The organism is Rhodobacter capsulatus SB 1003, assembly GCF_000021865.1.
GTDB classification, from domain to species: domain Bacteria; phylum Pseudomonadota; class Alphaproteobacteria; order Rhodobacterales; family Rhodobacteraceae; genus Rhodobacter; species Rhodobacter capsulatus_B.
In genome coordinates, this window is record NC_014034.1 from 2684072 (window position 1) to 2705934 (window position 21863).

A 21863-nucleotide genomic window follows, 5' to 3' on the forward strand; every position below is an offset into this window, starting at 1 on the left:
GGCTTAAAGCGCCCCTGCCGCTTTCAGTTTTGCAGCCTTGTCGGCGTTATACCACCAGAAGTCCAGCTCTCCCAGAGAATAGGGCGGCAGGGTTTCGGGGTGCTCGTAGATGTCGTAATAGGCGACGGTGTGGCTGTCCTTGAACCATTGCGGCACCCAGAAATACATCGCCCGCAGCGCCCGATCCAGCGCATGGACCCGGGGGATCATCTCTTCCTTCGTCGCCGCCTCCTCGACCTTGCGGATCAGCGCGTCGATGGCCGGATTGGCGATGCCCGCCAGGTTGAAGGCATCCGCGGTCGCGGCCGAGCCGAAATACTGCTGCAGATCGGCGCCGGGCAGCAGCTCCTGGCCGAAATGGCCGGTGATCAGGTCGAAATCATGCCGCGCCTTGCGTTCCTGATGCTGCGCATCATCGACGCGCAGATGCACCGCATCCACCCCCAGCGCGCGCAGGTTTTCCACGAAAGGATTGATCACCCGGTCAAAGGTCTGGCTGTCGTTGATGAATTCGACATGCAGAAGCTCGCCCTTCGGATTGCGCCGCATCCCGTCCGCGCCCACGACCCAGCCCGCCGCATCCAGCAGCGCCGCCGCCTTGCGCATGTTGCCCCGGTCCAGCTGGCGCTCGCCCGACACCGGCGCCATCACCGCCGGATCGGTCAGAACGCCCTCGGGCAGGTCCTTGGCCAAGGGGGTCAGCAGCGCCAGTTCCTCGGCCGAGGGCATTCCCGTCGCCGCCAGATCCGAGTTTTCCCAAGGCGAATTGATCCGCGCATAAAGCCCGTAAAACAGCGTCTCGTTCGACCAGTCGAAGTTGAACATCAGCCCCAGCGCCTGGCGCACGCGGATATCCTGAAACTTTTCGCGCCGCAGGTTGATCGCCCAGCCCTGCCCGTTCGCCACGCTGCCATCATGCAGCTGCGCCTTGACCACCGTGCCCGCCTGCACCGCGGGAAAGTCATATTGCGTCGCCCAGATGATCGAGCTGGCCTCGTTGCGGAACGTGTAGCTGCCCGCCTTGAACCCCTCGAAGGCGGATTGGTAATCGCCGTAATATTCGACGCGGATGCGGTCGAAATTGGCGCGCCCGACATTGATCGGCAGCTTTTCCCCCCAATAGGCGGGGTTGCGCTTCCAGACCACGGTCTGGCCCATCTTGAAACTGTCAAGCATGTAGGGCCCCGAGCCGATCAGCGCCACCGGCACCGGCTTGGCGAGATCGATCTTGTCGCGGGTAAATTGCGCCCGGGAAAAGACCGGGAAGCCGCCCGCCGACTGGATGATGTCGCGCTTCGGGTAATCGGGCTTGAAAGTGAATTTGATCCGGCGCGCGTCCAGCACCTCGACCGCGGCGATCTGCTGCGCGACGACGGCGCGGAAGCTCGACAAGCCCTTGTCGCGCATGGTTTCATAGGAAAACAGCACATCCTCGATCGTTAGCGGCGTGCCGTCGGAAAAGGTGATGCCGGGGCGCAGGGTGAAGATCACCCAATCGCGCGAGGGCGGATATTCGAAGCTTTCGCAGAGCAGGCAATAGGCCTCGCCCACCGTATCCGCGGTGCCGGTCAGCATGCTTTCCTGCGGCGCGCTGGACAAGGGCGCCGCCCGCCCCTCGATCGTGTAGGGGTTGAAGTTGTCAAAGCCGTAGGCAGTCCATTCGGAGATCTCTCCGCCCTTCGGCGCATCCGGGTTCACATAGTCCAGATGCTTGAAATCGGGCGGATATTTCACCGTGCCCAGAGTGGCGATGGCGGAAGCGGTGATGGTTTCCCCGGCGCGCAGCGGACCGGCAAGGCCCGCGGCCAGACCAAGCGCCAGAAGCCCGCCCCCCAGCGCCCGGAGCATCTGAGCCCGCTGATCCCGCACCGCCACCCGAACTGCCGCTTTCGCCATGTCATCCTCCCTTTTGCCCCACTAAAGGGCGAAGCCCGCGCCGGGGCAAGTTGCAAAGATGTGAGGGCAAAAGGAAAGGGCCGCGCCTTGCGGCACGGCCCCGGGCATTTCTGCAGCTGCGCTCAGCGCGGCAGCGTGTTCAGATAGGCGATCACGTTGGCACGGTCGGCAGCTTCGGGCAGACCGACGAAGGACATCTTGGTGCCGGGCACTTCGGCTTTCGGGCTGACCAGATAGATGTCGAGACGCTCGGGCGTCCAGTTGCCGACATGGTTCTTCATCGCGGTCGAATATTTGAAGCCTTCGACGGTGGCGGTGGCGCGGCCGATCACCCCGTTCAGATGCGGGCCGACGGCGTTCTTGCCATCGATCTTGTGGCAGGCCTTGCAGGTCTTGTTGAACTTTTCCTCGCCGGCTTTCGCGTCGCCGGTGATGGTGGCCGGGTCCACTTCGACATAGGCGGGCGGCGGCGGCGCGGCGGGCTCGGCCGGGGCAGCGGCTTCGGCCGTCTCGGCGGCGGGCGCGGCAGCGGCGGGCGCCTTGGCGGGCATGGCGGCCTCGTCGACCGACGGCAGCAGGGCTTTCCCGTCCGCACCGACCGCAACGGCGGTGGCCGGCCGCGTCGCAAAGAGCGAGTTGGAAAGCATGTAGATGAACCCGTAGAACAGAGCCACGGCGAACAGCGTGACCCCAATCTTCGTGATGTGCGTCTTGACGAGCATGGCTCCCCCGGCGGTTGGCATGTGCGGTTGGCGCATCTACGCGCTTCGCCTTGCACATTTCAAGGTTCATTCGCGCGGCAAAACGCGTTTGGGGCGCGATAAAAAGGCGCGGATCAGGGGCTTGACGGCAGATCGGCGCTTTTCTTGGCCCGGTCTTTGCGACATCAAGGGGGCGGATCGACTGTCAGGGGAATGCAAGCATGGCGGGAAATGGCGTGATCGCCTTTCAGGGCGAATTGGGGGCCTATTCGCACGAGGCCGCGAACCGGGCGCGGCCGGGGATGACGCCCCTGCCCTGCGCCACCTTCGAAGAGGTGATCGACGCCGTGCGCGAGGGCCGGGCCGAGCTGGCGATGCTGCCGGTCGAAAACTCGACCTATGGCCGGGTCGCCGACATCCACCGGCTGCTTCCGGAATCGGGGCTGCATATCCTCGACGAGCATTTCCTGCGCGTGCGCATCGCGCTGATGAGCCTGCCGGGCACGAAGCTGGAAGAGATCCGGCATGTGCGGGCGCATCTGGTGCTGTTGCCGCAATCGGCGCGGTTTTTGCGCACCCATGGCATCGCGGGCCATGCCGCCGCCGACAGCGCGGGCGCGGCGGCCGAACTTGCGCGCACGAAAACCCCGGGCGAGGGGGTTCTGGCCTCGGAACTGGCCGCCTCGATCTACGGGCTCGAAGTGCTCGCCCGCGACATCGAGGATCACGGCCACAACACCACCCGCTTTCTGGTCATGGGCCGCGCGCCCGACGAGCGCCGCCGCGGCGACCGGATGATGACCACCTTCGTCTTTGAAGTGCGCAACATCCCGGCCGCGCTTTACAAGGCGATGGGCGGTTTCGCGACGAATGGGGTGAACATGACGAAGCTGGAAAGCTACATGCTTGACGGCTCCTTCACCGCGACGCAGTTCTATGCCGATATCGAGGGCCATCCCGAGGATGAAAACGTCCGCCTCGCGCTCGACGAGCTGCGCTATTTCACCTCCTATCTGCACATCCTGGGCACCTATCCGGCCGATCCGCGCCGTCACGAATGAAGAAGGGGGGCCTTGCCCCCCGTCCTTCGGACGCCCCCGAGCGTATTTGACCCAAGAAAAAACATCGCGTTTCCTTGGCAAAATACGCCGCGGGGGTGAATTGGCCGCAGGCCAAGAGGGGGGCGCGCAGCCCCCCTGCCCCGGCCCGATCAGGCGGCGCGGCTTTCCAGATCGCGCAGGAAGCTCTTGATCCGTTCGTCATAGCGGCGGTCAAGATTGGCCCGGCCGAGCCGCGCCGATTGCAGCAAAAGCCGCCCGCCCAGCGTGCGCGGCTTGATTTCAAGCAGCGTCGCCATCCGGCTGCGGCGCGGCGCAAGCGCGGTGAATTCCAGAACCAGCGTCAGCTCGAACCCCGAAGAGGTGCCGCAATAGTCGATCCGCGCCGGGGCTTCGTAGCGGGCGACGTCGACGATCATCTGCCGCGGCTTGCCGCGCAGCCGGAAGCCCACGTCCCAGGACATGCCCGCGCCCTTTTCCGGCAGCGAATCGAGCCGGTGCATCACCACGCCCTTTTTCATCGCCGCGCGTTCCAGCGCGGGAATGTCGGTGAGCTGTTCAAAAAGCTGGTCGGCGGGCAGGGCCACGTCGACGCGGTTGCTGAATTTCATGCCTGCCTCCGATGAGGTGACCGTCTCGGCCACCCGATTCCCTTGCCCAAAGCCCCCGCGGCTGTCAATCGGCCGGGCGCGCAAGCCAATCGCGCAGCATCCAGCGGGCCACAGTGCCGGGCCGCGGCGGCCGGATGTCGGGATCGCGGCCCGCCAGAACCGCGGCCAACCGGCTTCGGCCCACCCAAAGCGCCGCCTCGAGTTCCGTCGGATCCAGCGTGATCGCCCCCGGCTCGGCCGCGCCCGCGCAGCCCAGCATCAGCGAGGCCGGAAACGGCCAGGGTTGCGCCGCCAGAAACCGCACCGCGCCGACGCGGATCCCGGTTTCCTCGAAGACCTCGCGCCGGACCGCCGCCGCCGGGGTCTCGCCCGGTTCCATGAAGCCCGCCGGACAGGAATGCAGCCCCTCGGGCCAGCCCGGGCTGCGGGCCAGAAGCACCTGATCGTCGCGGATGATCCGCATGATCACCACCGGATCGGTGCGCGGGAACTGCACCCGGCCGCAGCCCGGGCAATCGCGTTGCCACCCGGCATGGGTGATCCGCGTCGCGCCGCCGCAGGCCGGGCAGAAGCCGTGGAACCGGTGCCAGACGAAAAGTCCGCGCGCGGTCGCCGCCAATTCGGAGGCGCGCGGGCAGAGCCGCGGCAGCATCCAGCGCAGATCGGCGCGTTCCGCCGCCGCGGGCGCCGCCGCCGCGGGCAGATCAAGCGCGAAGACCGGGGCGGCGCCGATCAGGCCCAGAAACAGCCGCGGCACCGCCTCCTGTCCCGCCGTCGGCACCGACCAGAGGCCAAGCCCGGTGACCGGATCGGGGGCGCTCCCCTCGGGCGCCATCAGCACATCGCCCGCGACGAAGCCGATGCAGCGCGCCGCCGGATCGGCCCAAAGCGCCGCCTGCGCCGCGGGATCGGCACGCAGCCTTGCCGCGCGGTCAAGACCGGGGCCCTCCTCGGGCCCGGTGAACCCCAGAAATTCCTGCTCCTGCAGCGGCGTCATCGCATTGCTCCGGTTTGATCGCCCGCTTGTGGCACGGGCCGGGGCGCTTGGCCAGTCCCGGCCCCGCGCCCCGGTCAGGCGGGCCCGGGACTCACGCCTTTCTGGCCCGTTCATTGCTGCAGTGCCGCAATTTCAGGCGACGCCCCCGAAAAAGGGCTTCTTTTCGGACCAATGCCGGTTTTTGCGCCGCTTGCGCACCATTGCCCGTTCCCCTGCGCGCCGCGTCGCGGCAAGATCAGGAAAAGGAAGAAGAAAGTCCGACAGGGGACCCGCACCGCAAAGGTGCAAAGTGACCGTGCACCGCAAGGGTGCAAAGTGACGAAGCACCGCAAGGTGCTGACCCATCCGGCCGCGCGAGGCGGCCTTGGGGCGACGTGGCCTCCTCCTCCCTGCCACGTCGCCCCGACGATTAATGGGCCCCGACGATTCTCGGGCCAAGACTGCTCTCAGCGTCGGGCGGCGAAGAACTCCTTCAGAAGCTTTTCGGCAGGTTCGGCGGCGATGCCGTCATAGACCTCGGGGACATGGTGGCATTGCGGATGCGCGAAGATCCGCGGCCCCTGCGCCACGCCGCCCGATTTCGGATCCCCCGCCCCGTAATAAAGCCGCGCGATGCGGGCGTTCGCCAGCGCCGCGGCACACATCGGACAGGGTTCGAGCGTCACGTAAAGGTCGTGCCCCGCCAGCCGCTCGGAGCCCAAAGCCGCGCAAGCCGCGCGAATCGCAAGGATTTCCGCATGCGCCGTGGGGTCGTTCAGCTCGCGCGTGCGGTTGCCCGCGCGGGCGATCACCCGGCCGTCGGGGGCAACGATCACCGCGCCCACCGGCACCTCGCCGCGCCTCGCGGCGGCCTCGGCCTCGGCCAGGGCGGCCTGCATGTGGCTTTTGAACTGCATCGCCTTTCATCGCCCGCAAAGCTTTCCCGATCAAGCCGCTTTCCAAACCGGCGCAAGAGGTGTAGGAAGGCCCCTTCGCCCGCGATGGTCGCGCGCCCCCTCCCCCTGAAGGATCGGTCATGAACGATATTCACGAAACCCCCGCCCAGACTCTGACTGCCGATACGGCCGAACGCATCGCCAAGGTGATTGCGCGCTCGGGCGTCGCCTCGCGCCGCGATGCGGAAAAGATGATCCTTGCGGGCCGGGTGACGGTGAACGGCAAGAAGGTCGACAGCCCCGCGCTGGATGTGAAACCCGCGGACAAGGTGGCGATCGACGGCAAGCCGATCGACGCGCCGCAGGAAACCCGGCTCTGGCTTTACTACAAGCCGCTGGGCCTTGTGACGACCGAGAAGGACGAACAGGGCCGGCGCACGATTTTCGACGAGATGCCCGAGGAAATGCCGCGGGTGCTGAATGTCGGCCGGCTTGACCTCAATTCCGAGGGGCTGCTTTTGCTGACCAATGACGGCGGGCTGAAGCGGCGGCTCGAGCTGCCGGAAACCGGCTGGCTGCGCAAATACCGCGTGCGGGTGAACGGCCGCCCGACGACCGAGACCTTTGATCCCTTGCGCCGCGGCATCACCATCGACGGCGAGGATTTCCAGCCGATGGAAGTCAGCCTTGACCGCCAGCAGGGCGCCAATGCCTGGCTGACCGTCGGCATCCGCGAGGGCAAGAACCGCGAGATCCGCCGCGCCATGGGCGAGGTCGGCATGACGGTGAACCGGCTGATCCGGGTCAGCTACGGCCCGTTCCGGCTCAATGACATGGAACCGGGTGCCGTGGTCGAGGTGAAACGCAAGATGCTGCGCGACCAGCTGGGCGACCGGCTTTTGCTGGGGGTCGAGGATGGCAAGCCGCCGCGGTCGGAACGGATGGCGCCGAAGCCCGGGGCCCGCAGACCGCGCCCCGAGGGCGGCGAGGGCGAGGAGCGCAAGGGCTTTGGCCGTCAGCGCGATTTCGCCGGGGCGGAGGGCGATCGCAAGCCGAAGTCCTTCGGCATGAAATCGCATCGCGAGGAGGGCGAGCGCAAACCCTTCGCGCGGCGCGAGGACGGCGAGCGGAAGCCCTATGCGCGTCGTGAAGACGGCGACCGCAAGCCCTACGCCCCGCGCGATGGCGAGAAGAAACCCTACGCGCGTCGCGAAGACGGCGACCGCAAGCCCTATGCGCCCCGCGATGGCGAGAAGAAGCCCTATTCGCGTCGCGAAGACGGCGACCGCAAGCCCTACGCCCCGCGCGACGGCGAGCGGAAGCCCTACGCCCGTCGTGAAGACGGCGACCGCAAGCCCTATGCGCCCCGCGATGGCGAGAAGAAGCCCTATGCGCGTCGCGAAGACGGCGACCGCAAGCCCTACGCCCCGCGCGACGGCGAGCGGAAGCCCTACGCCCGTCGTGAAGACGGCGACCGCAAGCCCTACGCGCCCCGCGATGGCGAGAAGAAACCCTACGCGCGTCGCGAAGATGGTGACCGCAAGCCCTACGCGCCCCGCGATGGCGAGAAGAAACCCTACGCGCGTCGTGAAGACGGCGACCGCAAGCCCTACGCCCCGCGCGACGGCGAGAAGAAACCCTATGCGCGTCGCGAGGATGGTGACCGCAAGCCCTACGCGCCCCGCGATGGCGAGAAGAAACCCTATGCGCGTCGTGAGGATGGCGACCGCAAGCCCTATGCCCCGCGCGATGGCGAAGCGGGCAAATCCTTCGGGCCGCGCGGCGGCAAGCTCGGTTTCAAATCCGAGGGCTTCAAAAGCCACGGCGGCAAACCCGGCGGCAAACCGCGCTCGGAAGGGTTCAAAAGCCACGCGGGCGGCGACAAGCGCCCCTTCGGCGGCAAGCCCGGCCCGAAACGCGGCTGAGCCCGCGCAACGCCCCCTTCAAACCCGGCCCGGTTGCGCCTACCTTGAGCGCAACCGGCAACCGGCGGAGGGCCCATGTCGCGCAAGACCATGCAAACCATCGCTTTCGGACTGCTTCTGGCGCTGATCTTCTCGGTCGCGCTGAAAGGCACGGTCTGACATGGCGCAGCGTTTCGGCGGCAAATATTCGCCCCGGCCCGGGGCGCCCACGCCGGGCTTTCCCGGCGTCGCCCCCGACCGGCTGCCAGATCCCGCGCCGCGCCACCGGCTGGCAGGCCGCCCGGCCTGGCTGGTCTTTGCGGCCTTCCCCTTTCTTTTCAATGCGTTCGGCGATGGCCCCCTGGCGCTTGCGCGCAATCTTGGCGCCTTTGCCACGATCGGCCTGGCCGCCTTTCTGCTGCGCGAGGGGCTGAAGGCCGAGGCCGCCTGGGACGCCCGCAAGACCGCCCGCCGCCCCGCCCTGCCGCGCAAGGCCCTGGGGTCGGTGCTGCTGGGGGCGGGGCTGGCCGCGGGGGCGCAGGCGCCCGAACTTGGCCTGATCGGCACGGGGGTCGTGGCCGCCGTGGGCCTGGCGCTTGGCCTGATCGGCTTCGGCCTTGATCCGATGCAGGACAAGGGGATGGAAGGGGTCGACGCGTTTCAGCAAGACCGCGTCGCGAAAGTGGTGGCCGAGGGCGAAAAGCACCTGACCGCCCTGCGCGAAGCCATCGCCCGGATCGACGACGCACGGCTGACCGCCCGGACCGAGGCCTTTGCCGCCTCGGCCCGCGGGCTGTTTCGCGCCGTCGAGGATGACCCGGGCGATCTGACCGCGGCGCGGCGCTACATGACCGTCTATCTGCAGGGCGCCCGCGACGCCGGGGTGAAATTCGCCGATCTCTGGGCGGGCAACCGCGACGAAACCGCCCGGGCCGCCTTCGAATCGCTGCTTGATGATCTGGAGGCGAATTTCACCGCCCGCACCCGGGCGCTGCTGGAAAGCGGCCGCGAGGGGCTGGAGATCGAAATCGAGGTCCTGCGCGACCGGCTGGCCCGCGACGGCGTGATCAGCGCCCCCGGAAGCGACCTCTGACCGCGCGCGTTTCCCGCCCGGAAACGCGCCGTTCTTTTCAAACCGCCCATTTTCCCGGCAGTTTTCGCAGCTTGGCCACAAAACGGCCGCACCGGAGGGCGAGTCTGGCCCCCCGTGTCAAAGGTGTCCCATGGTCGAGACCGCCCCGCCGCCCCGCCTGCTTGCCGCCGCTCTTGCGCGGCTGGCGCAATGTCCCCGCCTTCTGCTCGGCCCGCTACATGCCACCCTGGCGCTGCGCCAAAGGCCCGGGCCGCTGGCGCCGCTCGCCCCCGCCAAGCATCTGGCCGAGGGCGGCGATCTGCCTGCGGCGGTGAAGCTGCGGATGACCGAGGTGCACCGGCAATTGCGCCGCCTTGCGCCGGAGCTGCTGCCCGTCTTCGCCGAATGCCGCGCCGCGCAGCTGCGGCTCCTGCATGATCAGCCCGGCCGCGCCCCCGAGGCCCGGCGCGAGGCCGAAACCGCCCTGATCGGCGCGCTGGTGCAGATCGAGGCCGCCACGCGCAAACTTTCGGTTGTCCTTCCCGAGACGACGAAGGAATATGCCCTTGGCAACTACGCCGACACGCTCGAAAAAGTCACGGGCGAGACGCTGGATTGCCTGATTGCGCTGCGTGCCCGGACCAGGGGTGCTCTGCGTGGGGTGCAGATCGGGGGCGAGGTCGATCGGGCCTGACACTGCCCCAAGGGGGGACCATGACCGAGACCGTCCGCGCCGAAGCCGCAAAGGCGCTTGCCGAGATCGAAACCGTGACCGCGACGCCTTTGGCCGAGCCCGCCCCGCCGCCGGTGCCGCTGGCCGAAGCCGCCCCGCCCGTGGCCGAGGCGATCCGCGCCCGGATGGCGGAAATCGACCTGCGCGACAGCGGCTCGATCACCCAGTTCGGCACCAAGGCGCAGGTGGAATTGCAGGCGATCTCGCAGGAGATGCTGGCCGATGTCCGCGCCAAGGATCTGGGCGCGGCGGGCGACAGCCTTTCGGCGCTGGTGACGACGATCCGCGGTTTCTCCGAGGAGGAACTGGACGTGCGCCGCGAACGCTCGCTTTGGGACCGGCTGACCGGCCGCGCCGCGCCGTTTGCGAAATTCGTCGCCCGCTACGAAGAGGTGCAGGGCCAGATCGACAGCATCACCGATGCGCTTCTGGGCCATGAACAGCGGCTGCTGGTCGATATCAAGGCGCTCGATCGGCTTTACGAGAAGACCCTGAAATTCTACGACGAACTGGCGCTTTACATCGCCGCGGGCGAGGCGAAGATCGCCGAGACCGACCGCGCCGACATCCCCGCCAGGGAAGCCGCGCTGGCCGCCGCCCCCGAGGCCGACAAGATGCTGCGCGCGCAGGAGCTGCGCGATCTGCGCGCGGCGCGCGACGATCTGGAACGGCGCGTGCATGATCTGAAGCTGACGCGACAGGTGACGATGCAGTCGCTGCCCTCGATCCGGCTGGTGCAGGAAAACGACAAGAGCCTGATCACCAAGATCAATTCGACGCTCGTCAACACCGTGCCGCTGTGGGAAACGCAGCTGGCGCAGGCGGTGACGATCCAGCGCTCGGCCGATGCGGCGAAAGCGGTGAAGGAGGCGGCCGATCTGACGAACGCGCTGCTGGCGGCCAATGCCAAGACCCTGCGCGAGGCCAATGCGACGGTGCGCACGGAAATGGAGCGCGGCGTTTTCGACATCGCGGCGATCCGCGGCGCCAATGCCGAGCTGATCGCGACGATCGAGGACAGTCTGCGCATCGCCGACGAGGGCAAGCGGCACCGCGCCGAGGCCGAGGCGGAACTGGTCACGCTGGAAGCCACGCTGCGCGAGACGCTGTCTTCGGCCCGGGCCAAGCCGGTGCAGGGCAAGGAATGACGCAAGGTCAAAGACTTGCGGCGCTTTTCGCGCTGACCACGGCGCTTTCGGGCTGCTTTTTCGAGACCGACAAGGGCGGGCTTGACCGCTCTCCGCGGCCTGCGCCCGCACCGCCCGCGCCGGTCTCGGTCAGCCCGCGCAGCGCCGAAAGTCTGGCCGTCGAGACCTATTACCGTCAGGTCGAAACGACGCTGCGCAGCCGCGGGCTGATGCGCGTCGATGTTGCGCCCCGCGATGCGCCCTTTGCCACGCATCAGCTGATCGAGAATTTCATCCATATCGCGCTTTACGACGAATATTCCGCCTTTGGAGGCACTTACATCGCGCAGACCCGGGCCTCGCGGCTGCGCCGCTGGGAGGTTCCGGTGCGGATGTCGGTCAGTTTCGGCGATTCTGTGCCGCTGGCGCAGCGCGCCCGGGACCGGGCGATGATCTCGGCCTATGCGGGCCAGCTGGCCACCGCGACGCGCCATCCGGTTTCGGTCGTCAGCGAGGCGGCGAATTTCGACGTGCTGGTGGTGAACGAGGACGAACGCCGCGCCCTCGCCCCGCGGCTGATGCAGCTGGTGCCCGGCATCGACGCCGCCTCGGTCACGGCGATCACCAACCTTGCGCCCTCGACCTTCTGTGTCGTCTTCGCCTTCTCGGCGGGCGACGCGCCTGCCTACAACCATGCGGTCGCGGTGATCCGCGCCGAACATCCCGACCTGATGCGGCGGTCCTGCGTGCATGAGGAACTGGCGCAAGGTCTTGGACTTGCGAATGATTATCCGAATGCGCGGCCCTCGGTCTTCAATGACGACGAGGAATTCGCGCTGCTGACCCGGCATGACGAGCTGTTGCTGCGGATGCTTTATGACCCGCGCCTGCGCCCCGGCATGACCGAGGCCGAAGCGCGGCCGATCATCACCGACATCGCCACCGAACTGACCGGCGGCAGCTAGGAGGACCCATGGGCATTCTCGATTTCCTGACCGGCGAATTCATCGACGTGATCCATTGGGTCGATGACACGCGCGACACCATGGTCTGGCGCTTCGAACGCGAGGGGCATGCGATCAAATACGGCGCGAAACTGACCGTGCGCGAGGGGCAGGCGGCGGTTTTCGTGCATGAAGGCCAGCTGGCCGATGTCTTCGGGCCCGGGCTTTATCAGCTTGAAACCAACAACTTGCCGATCCTGACGACGCTGCAGCATTGGGATCACGGCTTCCGCTCGCCCTTCAAATCCGAGATCTATTTTCTCAACACCACCCGCTTCACCGATCTGAAATGGGGCACGAAGAACCCGGTGACCTGCCGCGATCCGGAATTCGGCCCGGTGCGGCTGCGCGCCTTTGGCACCTATGCGATGCGCATCGTCGATCCGGCTGTTTTCATGAAGGAAATCGTCGGCACCGATGGCGAATTCACCGCCGACGAGATCAGCTTTCAGATCCGCAACGTGATCGTGCAGGAATTCTCGCGGGTGATGGCCGCGGCGAAGATCCCGGTGCTCGACATGGCGGCGAACACGGCCGACATGGGCAGGCTGGTGGCGGGGGCGATCGATCCGGTGATTGCGGCCTATGGCCTGTCGATCCCGGAATTCTACATTGAAAACATCAGCCTGCCCGAGGAAGTCGAGAAGGTTCTGGATCAGCGGACCTCGATGGGGATCGTTGGCGATCTGAACCGCTACATGCAGTTCAACGCCGCGCAGGCGGTGGCGCAGCCGGGCAGCCCGATGGGCACGGCGATGGGCATGGGCATGGGTGCAGGAATGGGGATGGGCATGGCTGCCGGGCCCTGGGGCGCGCCCGCCTCTGCCCCCGCCGCGGTCGCGGTCGCGCCGCCCCCTCCGCCGCCGCCGCCCATCGAAGCCGTCTGGCATGTGGCGGCGAACGGGCAGACGACCGGCCCCTTTGGCCGCGCGCAACTGGCGGCGATGATCACCGCAGGCGGGTTCAGCCGGGCCAGCCTGGTCTGGGCACCGGGACAGGAGGGATGGAAACCGGCCTCTGACGTGCCGGATCTGGCCGCGCTTTTCGCCACCACGCCGCCCCCGCCGCCGCCCGGGGTGTAAGCCATGGCCCTGCCCAAGGTCAGCCGCGACAAGACCGAACATCACACCCCCTGCGAGGCCTGCGGCGCCGATCTGCGCTTCGCGCCCGGTCAGGAAAAGCTCGTCTGCGATCATTGCGGCCACGAACAGGCGATCCCGCGCGCCCTTGGCCGGGGCCGGTCCGGGCTGGCGGAACTGCCGCTGGCGGCCGGTCTGGCGGCGCGTCTGCCCGCCGCGGCGATGCAGGAGAGCCGGACGCTCACATGTTCGAATTGTGCAGCGCTGATCGAGATCACCGGCGCAAATCACGCGGTGCAATGTCCGTTTTGTGCAACTCCCGTGGTGATCGACACCGGCCTGACGCGGCAGATCAAGCCGCAGGGCCTGGTGCCTTTCGCGCTGACCGAAGCGCAGGCGCATGCGGCGCTGGGCAAATGGCTGTCCGGGCTCTGGTTCGCGCCCTCGGGTCTGACGCAATATGCCCGCAAGGGGCGCCGGATGACCGGCGTCTATGCGCCGTTCTGGACCTTCGACGCCGAGACCCGCTCGCATTACAGCGGCGCCCGCGGCGACGCCTATTACGAGACCGAACAGGTCCGGGTCGAGGTCAACGGGAAGATGGAGACCCGCAGCCAGCAGGTGCGTCATGTCCGCTGGACCCCGGTCGCGGGCCGGGTCGCGCGCGATTTCGACGATGTGGTGATCTATGCCTCGCGCTCGTTGCCGCCCGCCTACATGGCGGCGCTGCAGCCTTGGGATCTGTCGGCGCTGACGCCCTATCACCCTGATTACCTTGCCGGATTCGAGGCCGAGGGCTATACGGTCGATCTGTCGGACGGCCACGGTCAGGCCCGGACCGAAATGGCGCGGGTGATCGACATGGATGTGCGCCGCGACATCGGCGGCGACGAACAGCGCGTCGCCTCGATCGACACCGATTTCTCGGCCGAGACCTTCAAGCACATCCTGTTGCCGATCTGGACCGCCGCCTACAGATACCGCGACCGCTCCTATCGTTTCGTCGTGAATGCGCAAACCGGGCAGGTGCGCGGCGACCGGCCCTGGTCGGCCTGGAAGATCGCCTTTGCGGTCGCGCTGGCGGCGCTGGCGCTGGGGCTGGGCCTTTGGCTCTACAATATTCAACAACACTGATTTATTGCGCCCTGCCCCGCTTGGCGCTATGTCTCGCCAAACGGGGAGGGAAGGATGATCCTGAGTTGTGGTGAAGCGCTGATCGACATGCTGCCGCGGCAAGGCACGGCGGGCGAGGCCTGTTTTGCGCCCCATGCGGGGGGGTCGGTGTTCAATACGGCGATCGCGCTGGGGCGTCTGGGGGTGCGGGCCGGGTTTCTGTCGGGGATTTCGACCGATCTTTTCGGCGAGGTGCTGATCGGGACACTGGCGGCGTCAAATGTCGATGCGGGGCTGGCGATCCGCTCTGACCGGCCGACGACGCTGGCCTTCGTGAAGCTGGTGGATGGTCACGCAAGCTACGCATTTTACGACGAAAATACCGCCGGACGGATGATCCTTCCCGGTGATCTGCCCGCGCTTCCGGCCGCGGTGCGGGCGCTTTTCTTCGGCGGCATCTCGCTGCCCGTCGATCCCTGCGGCGGCACCTACGAAGCCCTGATGGCGCGCGAAGCGGCGAGCCGGGTCACCATGATTGACCCGAACATCCGCCCCGGTTTCATCCGCGACGAGGCCGCCTATCGCGCGCGCCTGGCGCGGATGATCGCGCTGGCCGACATCGTGAAACTCTCGGACGAGGATCTGCGCTGGCTGGAAGGCCCGGGCGAGATCGCGGCGCTGGCGCAGGGGCTGCTGCGCCGTGGGCCGAAGCTGGTCTTCGTCACCGAGGGCGGCACCGGCGCGCATGCTTTCGGCGCCGGACTGTCCGTTTTCGCCCCCGCGCAGCGGGTGACGGTGGTCGATACCGTCGGCGCGGGCGACACGTTCAACGCGGGCGTTCTGGCGGCGCTCGACCGGGCGGGACGGCTGACGAAAGCCGCTGTCGCGGCGGCCGATGCGCCGCTTGTGTCGGCCTGTCTGGCGCTTGGCAATGCGGCCGCCGCGATCACCGTCAGCCGTGCGGGCGCCAACCCGCCCTGGGCAGAGGAGCTGAAATGAGAGCCCTGATCCAGCGCGTCCGCCGCGCAAAAGTCGAAGTCGAGGAACGGGTTACCGGCGAAATCGGGCCGGGCCTGCTGATCCTTGTCTGCGCCATGCAGGGCGACACCGAAGCCGAGGCGGAAAAACTCGCCGCCCGGATCGCGAAGCTGCGCATCTTCAAGGACGAGGCCGGCAAGATGAACCGCGCGGTCACCGATATCGGCGGCGCCTGCCTCGTGGTGAGCCAGTTCACCCTTGCCGCCGACACTTCGCGCGGCAACCGCCCGGGCTTTTCCACGGCCGCCCCGCCGGACGAGGGCAACCGGCTTTATGTGCAGTTTTCGAACAATCTGCGCGCGCTTGGCCTTCCGGTCGCGAATGGCGAATTCGGCGCGGACATGGCGGTCAGCCTGGTCAATGACGGGCCGGTGACGATCTGGATGGACACTGCCGACCGCGCCTGACCGATCGGCGAAAATGCGCAAGATTGCGCGGATTGCCTTGACATGCGGGGCAATCGCGCCCATCTGCTTGGCATCCCGCCCTCGCTGCCGCGTGAGCAGCCGCTTTCCTTGCGAAAGCACGACCGGGACAATTGGCCTCACATTCACGCGGGGGGCCGGGTGCAACGCCTTGCACCGCCCGCCCGCCGTTGCCCCCGACCGGGGGCTTGATCCTTTGCGCGCCTGTGCGCCATGAAAGACGACCCCTTTGGAAACCTTTGAAAACCTCGGCCTTGCGCCGATGCTGCTGAAAAATCTTGCGGGCCTTGGCCTGACCAAGCCGACGCCGATCCAGGCGCAGGGCATTCCGCATATCGTGCGCGGCCGCGACATCCTGGGCCTGGCCCAGACCGGGACCGGCAAGACCGCCGCTTTCGGCCTGCCGATGCTGACCCGCATCCTGGCCTATGGCAAGCGCCCGGCGCCGAAAACCGTGCGTGCGCTGGTGCTTGCGCCGACGCGGGAACTTGCGACGCAGATCCATGACAACCTTGCCGCCTATGCCGAGGGCGCCCCGGTGCGCATCCAGCGCGTCGTCGGCGGGGCTTCGCTGAACGTGCAGGCGGAAAAACTGTCCAAGGGCTGCGACGTGCTGATCGCCACGCCGGGCCGGTTGATCGACCTGATCGAACGCCGCGCGCTGGTGCTGAGCGAGACGAAATATCTGGTGCTCGACGAGGCCGACCAGATGCTCGACATCGGTTTCATCCATGCGCTGCGCCGCATCGCCAAGCTGATCCCGGCAGAGCGGCAGACGCTGCTGTTCTCGGCCACGATGCCGAAGCTGATGGAGGAACTGGCGGCCAGCTACCTCTCCGACCCGATCCGGGTCGAGGTCGCCACCCCCGGCAAGGCCGCCGAAAAGATCGACCAGGGCGTGCATTTCACCACCCAGGGCGAAAAGGCGGCCCTTCTGGCCGAATATATCTCGCGCCATCCGGGCGAATTGGCCGTGGTCTTCAACCGCACCAAGCATGGCTCGGACAAGCTGACCAAGCTTTTGGAAAAATGGGGTTTTTCGGTCACCGCCATCCATGGCAACAAAAGCCAGGGGCAGCGGGAACGGGCGCTTTCGGCGTTCCGCGCCAGCGAGGTGCAGGTGCTGGTGGCGACCGATGTGGCCGCGCGCGGGCTTGATATTCCGCAGGTGGCGCATGTCTACAACTACGACCTGCCGAACGTGCCGGAAAACTACGTGCACCGCATCGGCCGCACCGCGCGGGCCGGGCGCGATGGCCGCGCCGTGGCCTTCTGCGGTCCGCTCGAAATGAGCGATCTGCGCGCGATCGAAGCCGCGATGGGGGCGAAGATCCCGGTCATCGGCGGCGAAGCCCATGCCGAAGGCGGCAGCCGTCCCGCGCCGGGGCGCAGCGGCCAGCCGAAGAAACCGCATCGCGGTCAGGGCCCGAAACCCGCCCGCGAGGGCGAGGCGAAACCGGCCCGCAAGCCCGATGCGAAACCGGCGGCGAAACGCGGCGGCCGCGCCGAGGGACATGCGCCCGCGGGCGGACAGGCCGCGCCGAAGCGTCCGGCCCGTGCGCAACGCGGCCACTGAGATCCGGCGCGGGGGCGGCCTGCCCCCGCCTGCCCTCTTGCGCGGCCGATCCGGCTGACGCAGAAGGCGGCATGGCCAAGCTTTACTTCCATTACTCGACGATGAATGCCGGCAAGAGCACCGCGCTTTTGCAGGCCTCCTACAACTACATCGAACGCGGCATGCAGACCCTGCTGGTCACGGCGCGTCTGGATGACCGGGCCGGGCCGGGAAAGATCGGCAGCCGCATCGGCATCTCGGCCGCGGCGACCTGTTTCACCCCCCAGACCGACATGTTCGATTTGTGCAAGAATCGGCTGATCTCGGGCCCCTGCGCCTGCGTTTTCATCGACGAATCACAATTCCTCACCGAGGCGCAGGTCTGGCAGCTGGCCCGGGTCGTGGATGATCTGGGGCTGCCGGTGATGTGCTACGGGCTGCGCGTCGACTTTCGCGGCCAGCTGTTCCCGGGCTCTGCGGCGCTGCTTGCGCTGGCCGACGAGATGCGCGAGGTCCGCACCATCTGCCATTGCGGAAAGAAGGCGACGATGGTGGTGCGGATGGGGCCCGATGGCCAGGCCCTGCACGAGGGCGCGCAGGTGCAGATCGGTGGCAACGAGACCTATGTCTCGCTCTGTCGTCGCCACTGGCGCGAAGCCATGGGCGACGGCCCGCAAGCTTGACCCGGCGGCCTTGAAATCCGCCCCCGCCGCGCAAATATATTCCGCAACGCGAATATGATGGGGGCCAAGATGGCGGAATCGCTGCGACTGACCTGTCTGGCCTGCGGGCAGGCGAACAAGGTGCCGTCGGACCGGCTGGCGGCGGGGCCGAAATGCGGCATCTGCGGCGCCGGTCTGATCACCGGCAAGGTGGCCGGGATCGATCCGGCGATTCTGGCCCGGGCCGAGCGCGACGACCTGCCGCTGCTGGTCGATTTCTGGGCGCCCTGGTGCGGCCCCTGCCGACAGATGGCGCCGCAGTTCCAAGCCGCCGCGGCGACGCTTGCCGGTCAGGTGCGGCTGGCGAAGATCGACACCCAGGCCCATCCGGCGGTGGCCGGGCGCCACCGGATTCAGGGCATTCCCGCCTTCATCCTGTTTCACAAGGGCCGCGAACTGGCCCGGGCCGCGGGCGCGCGGCCCGCAAGCGAGCTTGTCGGCTTCGTCCGCGGCAAGCTGGGCGCCCGCGCCTGAGAACCCGCGCCCAAGAAGATGAAAAATTTTGTGCATCAGGGGGTTTGGGGCGCTTGACATCCCCCGCGTCTTGGGCGAAATACCCCCCCACGGCGAGGGGCTGTAGCTCAGTTGGGAGAGCGCATCGTTCGCAATGATGAGTCAGGGGTTCGATCCCCCTCAGCTCCACCAAGCCGTTCCCTGAAAATTGACGTGATCGCCGCTTCGGCGGCCCATGCCTGCGGGGCGGCCCTGCCGGGATCGGTCGGGTCGGCACGACAGAGCTTGATCCGGCGCCGATCCGTCGCGGCGCCCTTTTTCGGGAGAGAATGGCCATGACGTCCCGCCTCGACCTGCTTTTGAAACATGTGACCCCGACCGCCCCCGGGATCGAGATTGCCCCCTATTTCAACCCCGCCCTGCCGAAACGCGCGGGCTGCAACGTCCGGATCTTCGACGTCTTCGACACCGAAACCCTGCGCGCCCGGGCGCGCGAGAACAGCTTCATCCCCGACAGCCGCATCGCCGAGATCGAAGCGGTCGATTTCGTCGGCGACGCCTGCCGGATCGGCGCCGTGCTGGGCCGCGAGGGCCTGCTGGGCCGGTTCGACCACATCGTCTCGTCGCATAATTTCGAACATCTCGCCAATCCGATCCTGTTCCTGCAGGGCGCGGCGCAGGCGCTGAAACCGGGCGGCGTGCTGAGCATGGCGATTCCCGACGGCCGCGCCTGTTTCGACCATTTCCGCTTCCCGACCCGGCTGGGCGACTGGCTGCTGGCCTATCACACCGACCGCGACAAGCCCGATCCGGTGACGCTGTTCGATGCCCATGGCTATCGCGCCCTGTATTGGCGCGGCGCGGATCCAAGCGAGGCCGCGGGCTTTCTGAGCGAGGATCCGGCGCAGTTCCGCCCCGAATCGGAGCTGCAGGCGCAATACCGTGCCTTCGTGGCCCGGCTCGAGGCGCCCTATGCCTATACCGACGCTCATTGCAGCGTGCTGTTCCCCGAGCTGTTCGAACTGCATCTGCGCGAATTGCACCATCTGGGGCTGGTCGATTTCGAGATCCTCGAGATCGTGCCGACGCAGGGGCATGAATTCTTCGTGCATCTGCGCAAGCCGGTGGCCCCCGCCCCGCAAGACGCCCCCCAGGACACGCCGCAGGACGCGGACGACTTCCACCGCCGCCGGGCCGCGCTGCTGCGCGCCGTGGCGTTGCGGATGGGCGAAACGCCGTTCCTGAGCACGCCGCGCTGGGAGATCGCCGACCGCGACGCCGCGCATCCGCTGCGCGCGCTGCTGCAAAACCCGCGGCAGATTCTGGCGCGGCTGCGAATCTGGAACCGGCAACGCCGCCAGCGGCGGCGGGCCAAACGCGCGGCGCGCTAAAGCTTGCTGCCCGCGGGCGGCAGCATCGCGAAGGGACGGGCGGGGCCGAAACGGAAGCCCTGCCCCTCCAGACAGCCCAGCCCGCGCAGATAGACCGCGGCCTTTTCGGTCTCTACCCCCTCGGCGACGGTTTCCAGCCCAAGCACCGCCGCCAGATCCAGAATCGCGCGCAAAATCGGGGCGTTGCGGTGATCGTCCGCAAGCCCCAGCACGAAGGACTTGTCCAGCTTGATGCGGTCGATCGGCAGATCGCGCAGATGCGACAGCGAGGCGAAGCCGGTGCCGAAATCGTCCAGCGCGATCCGCATTCCCTGCGCGCGCAGCCGCGTGAACCCCTGCGCCAGCAGCTCGGACCGTTGCCCCAGCAGCACGGTTTCCACCACCTCGAGCTCGATCAGCGCAGGCGAAAGCCCGCGCGCCGCGATCAGCGCCAGGATCTGCTCGGCGAAATCCATCCCCCGCAGCGAGGCTTCGGAGAAATTGACCCCCACCCGCATCAGCCGCGCCGCATCCTGCGTCAGATCCGCCAGAACCGCATCCAGCACGGTGCCATCGACCAGCCGCGCGCAATCGACATCCTCCAGCGCCGCCCCCCAGAATTCGGGGCCGCAGATCGCGCCCTCGCGCGTGCGGATCCGCGCCAGCGCCTCATAGCCGACGATGCGGCGGCTCTCGAGCCGCACCTTGGGCTGATACCAGGCCAGAATCCGGCCCTCGCGCGCGGCGTCCTGCACGAAGGCGATGGCAGAGCGGCGGGCCTCCACCCGGTCGCGCAAGGGCCCGCGCAGGAAGGCGGCAGAGCCCGGCCGGACCGTTTTCACCTCGGCCAGCGCCTGACGGGCGCAGCGCAAAAGCCCCTCGGCATCGGCGGCATCGGCGGGATAGCTGGCCATGCCGATGCAGGCGGTCAGCACCGTCGCCGCCACGTCGAAAGGCTGCGCCAGCGCCGCCCGCGCCGCCTGCGCCAGCCGTTCGGCCGCCGCATCGGCCTCGGCCGCGGGCAGAAGCAGCGCGAATTCGTCACCGCCCAGCCGCGCCGCCAGCCCGCCCGGACCGACCAGCCCCGCCAGCCGCACCGCCACGTCGCGCAGCAGCGCATCCGCCGCATCGGCGCCCAGAAGATCGTTCACCGCGTTGAAATCGTCGATGTCGAGCAGCACCAGCGCAAAGGCCCCGCCCGCCAGCGCCCCCTGCACGCTGCGGTGGAACAGGCGGCGATTGGCGAGGCCGGTCAGCTCGTCGATATTGGCCGCCTGCCACAGCCGCTGCTGATCCTCGTGCATCCGGGTGATGTCATGCAGCACCCCGGCGATCCGGGTGATGCGCCCGCCCTGCCACTCGCCCTCGGCCTGCAGCTGCACCCGGCGCAGCACGCCCGCGGGGGTCGAGAGCACCGCCTCGTGCTCGAGCGGCGCCTGCGTGCGCACAAGCTGCGCCAGATCGTCCCGGATCGCCGCCCGCGCCTTGTCGGAAACGAAGCGCGCCAGCAGCTGCTCCAGCGTCAGGCCGGGGGTCGCGGGCAGGCCCAGCATCTCGAACACCCGGTCCGAGGCCTCGATCCGGCCGGTCTCGGGATCAAGCGCAAAGGCGCCGACCCCGGCCATCCGTTCGATCTGCGCCAGCCAGCGCATGCGCAGCTGCGCCAGCACGCCCGCCCGCGCCTGATCCTGATCGCGCTGATGCGCCCGCGCCGCGTCGAACAGCACGAAGCCGATCCGGCCCGCCTCGGACGAGAGCTGCGCGCTGAGCAGGCAATGGCGCAGCCCCCCCGCCGCATCGGGCAGGGGCAGCGTCACCTCGGCCAGATGGCCCTGCGCGCAGAGCTTCGGCCACAGATCCGTCTTCCAGTAGATCTGCCCCGGCATCGCCAGCAGCTGCGCAAAGCCGCCCTGCCCGATCAGCGCCGCGGCGGGCTGCCCGATCCAGCGCAGCAGCGTCGCATTGGCGGCCAGGATCCGCCCCTCCAGATCGGTCAGCAAAAGCCCGCAGGGCAGAAGCTCGGCCTCCGGCCCGAACCCGCCGAAAGCATGGGGCGGAAAATCCATCACCGCGCCGCCCCCCGAATGCGGCCGCCAAAGGATCCGGCGGCGCGGGGTTCGGATGCGCAGG

20 protein-coding genes and 1 tRNA gene are annotated in these 21863 nt (G+C 67.9%); 15 read left to right on the forward strand and 6 right to left on the reverse strand.

Going from position 1 to position 21863, the window contains the following annotated elements; translation table 11 throughout:
- Window positions 1-3: 3 nt before the first annotated feature.
- Together RCAP_RS12380 and RCAP_RS12385 are read right to left on the reverse strand one after the other, a co-directional pair.
- Complete coding sequence (locus tag RCAP_RS12380; protein ID WP_013068209.1) at window positions 4-1896, reverse strand: extracellular solute-binding protein; 1893 nt, start codon at window positions 1894-1896, stop codon at window positions 4-6.
- A 122-nt stretch (window positions 1897-2018) separates the two neighbouring features.
- A complete protein-coding gene (locus RCAP_RS12385) occupies window positions 2019-2618 on the reverse strand; it encodes a c-type cytochrome (RefSeq protein WP_013068210.1) in 600 nt (199 codons plus the stop codon).
- A gap of 200 nt (window positions 2619-2818) precedes the next feature.
- Between RCAP_RS12385 and RCAP_RS12390 the strand changes: the two genes are divergently transcribed.
- Window positions 2819-3658, forward strand: coding sequence for a prephenate dehydratase (locus tag RCAP_RS12390; RefSeq protein WP_013068211.1), 840 nt, complete (start codon window positions 2819-2821; stop codon window positions 3656-3658).
- Window positions 3659-3807: 149 nt separating this feature from the next.
- Here the strand turns inward: RCAP_RS12390 and RCAP_RS12395 are convergent, their stop codons facing one another.
- The 3 genes from RCAP_RS12395 to RCAP_RS12405 all read right to left on the reverse strand — a co-directional run bounded on the left by RCAP_RS12395 (window position 3808) and on the right by RCAP_RS12405 (window position 6159).
- Window positions 3808-4266: an SRPBCC family protein gene (locus RCAP_RS12395; RefSeq protein ID WP_013068212.1), complete on the reverse strand. Its 459-nt coding sequence runs from the start codon at window positions 4264-4266 to the stop codon at window positions 3808-3810.
- A gap of 64 nt (window positions 4267-4330) precedes the next feature.
- Window positions 4331-5263: an NAD(+) diphosphatase gene (nudC, locus tag RCAP_RS12400; protein WP_013068213.1), complete on the reverse strand. Its 933-nt coding sequence runs from the start codon at window positions 5261-5263 to the stop codon at window positions 4331-4333.
- A 446-nt stretch (window positions 5264-5709) separates the two neighbouring features.
- Entirely contained in the window at window positions 5710-6159 is a 450-nt protein-coding gene (locus RCAP_RS12405) for a nucleoside deaminase (RefSeq protein WP_013068214.1), read from the reverse strand.
- A 119-nt stretch (window positions 6160-6278) separates the two neighbouring features.
- On the opposite strand from RCAP_RS12405, the gene RCAP_RS12410 reads away from it, so the two are divergent.
- The 14 genes from RCAP_RS12410 (at window position 6279) to RCAP_RS12475 (ending at window position 19754) form a co-directional block, all read left to right on the forward strand.
- Window positions 6279-8063: a pseudouridine synthase gene (locus RCAP_RS12410; protein WP_013068215.1), complete on the forward strand. Its 1785-nt coding sequence runs from the start codon at window positions 6279-6281 to the stop codon at window positions 8061-8063.
- Between the two features lie 160 nt (window positions 8064-8223).
- Window positions 8224-9135, forward strand: a complete 912-nt coding sequence (locus RCAP_RS12415) for a 5-bromo-4-chloroindolyl phosphate hydrolysis family protein (protein WP_013068216.1) — start codon at window positions 8224-8226, stop codon at window positions 9133-9135.
- 130 nt (window positions 9136-9265) lie between these two features.
- Complete coding sequence (locus tag RCAP_RS12420; protein WP_013068217.1) at window positions 9266-9808, forward strand: hypothetical protein; 543 nt, start codon at window positions 9266-9268, stop codon at window positions 9806-9808.
- Window positions 9809-9828: 20 nt separating this feature from the next.
- Complete coding sequence (locus RCAP_RS12425; protein WP_013068218.1) at window positions 9829-10995, forward strand: toxic anion resistance protein; 1167 nt, start codon at window positions 9829-9831, stop codon at window positions 10993-10995.
- Window positions 10992-11939, forward strand: coding sequence for a DUF2927 domain-containing protein (locus RCAP_RS12430; protein ID WP_013068219.1), 948 nt, complete (start codon window positions 10992-10994; stop codon window positions 11937-11939). The genes RCAP_RS12425 and RCAP_RS12430 overlap by 4 nt, the downstream gene beginning before the upstream one ends.
- Window positions 11940-11947: 8 nt before the next feature.
- Window positions 11948-13060, forward strand: a complete 1113-nt coding sequence (locus RCAP_RS12435) for an SPFH domain-containing protein (RefSeq protein ID WP_013068220.1) — start codon at window positions 11948-11950, stop codon at window positions 13058-13060.
- Window positions 13061-13063: 3 nt separating this feature from the next.
- Window positions 13064-14191, forward strand: a complete 1128-nt coding sequence (locus RCAP_RS12440) for a hypothetical protein (protein ID WP_013068221.1) — start codon at window positions 13064-13066, stop codon at window positions 14189-14191.
- 54 nt (window positions 14192-14245) lie between these two features.
- Window positions 14246-15169, forward strand: coding sequence for a carbohydrate kinase family protein (locus RCAP_RS12445; RefSeq protein ID WP_013068222.1), 924 nt, complete (start codon window positions 14246-14248; stop codon window positions 15167-15169).
- The gene (dtd, locus tag RCAP_RS12450) at window positions 15166-15615 is read left to right on the forward strand and encodes a D-aminoacyl-tRNA deacylase (RefSeq protein WP_013068223.1); all 450 of its coding nucleotides are present in this window, start codon (window positions 15166-15168) and stop codon (window positions 15613-15615) included. The genes RCAP_RS12445 and dtd overlap by 4 nt, the downstream gene beginning before the upstream one ends.
- A gap of 280 nt (window positions 15616-15895) precedes the next feature.
- A complete protein-coding gene (locus RCAP_RS12455) occupies window positions 15896-17209 on the forward strand; it encodes a DEAD/DEAH box helicase (RefSeq protein ID WP_037091808.1) in 1314 nt (437 codons plus the stop codon).
- A 71-nt stretch (window positions 17210-17280) separates the two neighbouring features.
- Window positions 17281-17871: a thymidine kinase gene (locus RCAP_RS12460; protein WP_013068225.1), complete on the forward strand. Its 591-nt coding sequence runs from the start codon at window positions 17281-17283 to the stop codon at window positions 17869-17871.
- Window positions 17872-17940: 69 nt separating this feature from the next.
- Window positions 17941-18384 (forward strand): thioredoxin domain-containing protein, encoded by a 444-nt coding sequence (locus tag RCAP_RS12465; RefSeq protein WP_181443883.1) that lies wholly within the window; start codon window positions 17941-17943, stop codon window positions 18382-18384.
- A 96-nt stretch (window positions 18385-18480) separates the two neighbouring features.
- Window positions 18481-18555: transfer RNA gene (locus RCAP_RS12470), tRNA-Ala, on the forward strand.
- Window positions 18556-18698: 143 nt separating this feature from the next.
- A complete protein-coding gene (locus RCAP_RS12475) occupies window positions 18699-19754 on the forward strand; it encodes a class I SAM-dependent methyltransferase (protein ID WP_013068227.1) in 1056 nt (351 codons plus the stop codon).
- Here RCAP_RS12475 and RCAP_RS12480 read toward each other — a convergent pair.
- Window positions 19751-21799, reverse strand: a complete 2049-nt coding sequence (locus tag RCAP_RS12480) for a putative bifunctional diguanylate cyclase/phosphodiesterase (RefSeq protein WP_013068228.1) — start codon at window positions 21797-21799, stop codon at window positions 19751-19753. The two genes, RCAP_RS12475 and RCAP_RS12480, sit on opposite strands and share 4 nt — an antisense overlap.
- Window positions 21800-21863: the final 64 nt, after the last annotated feature.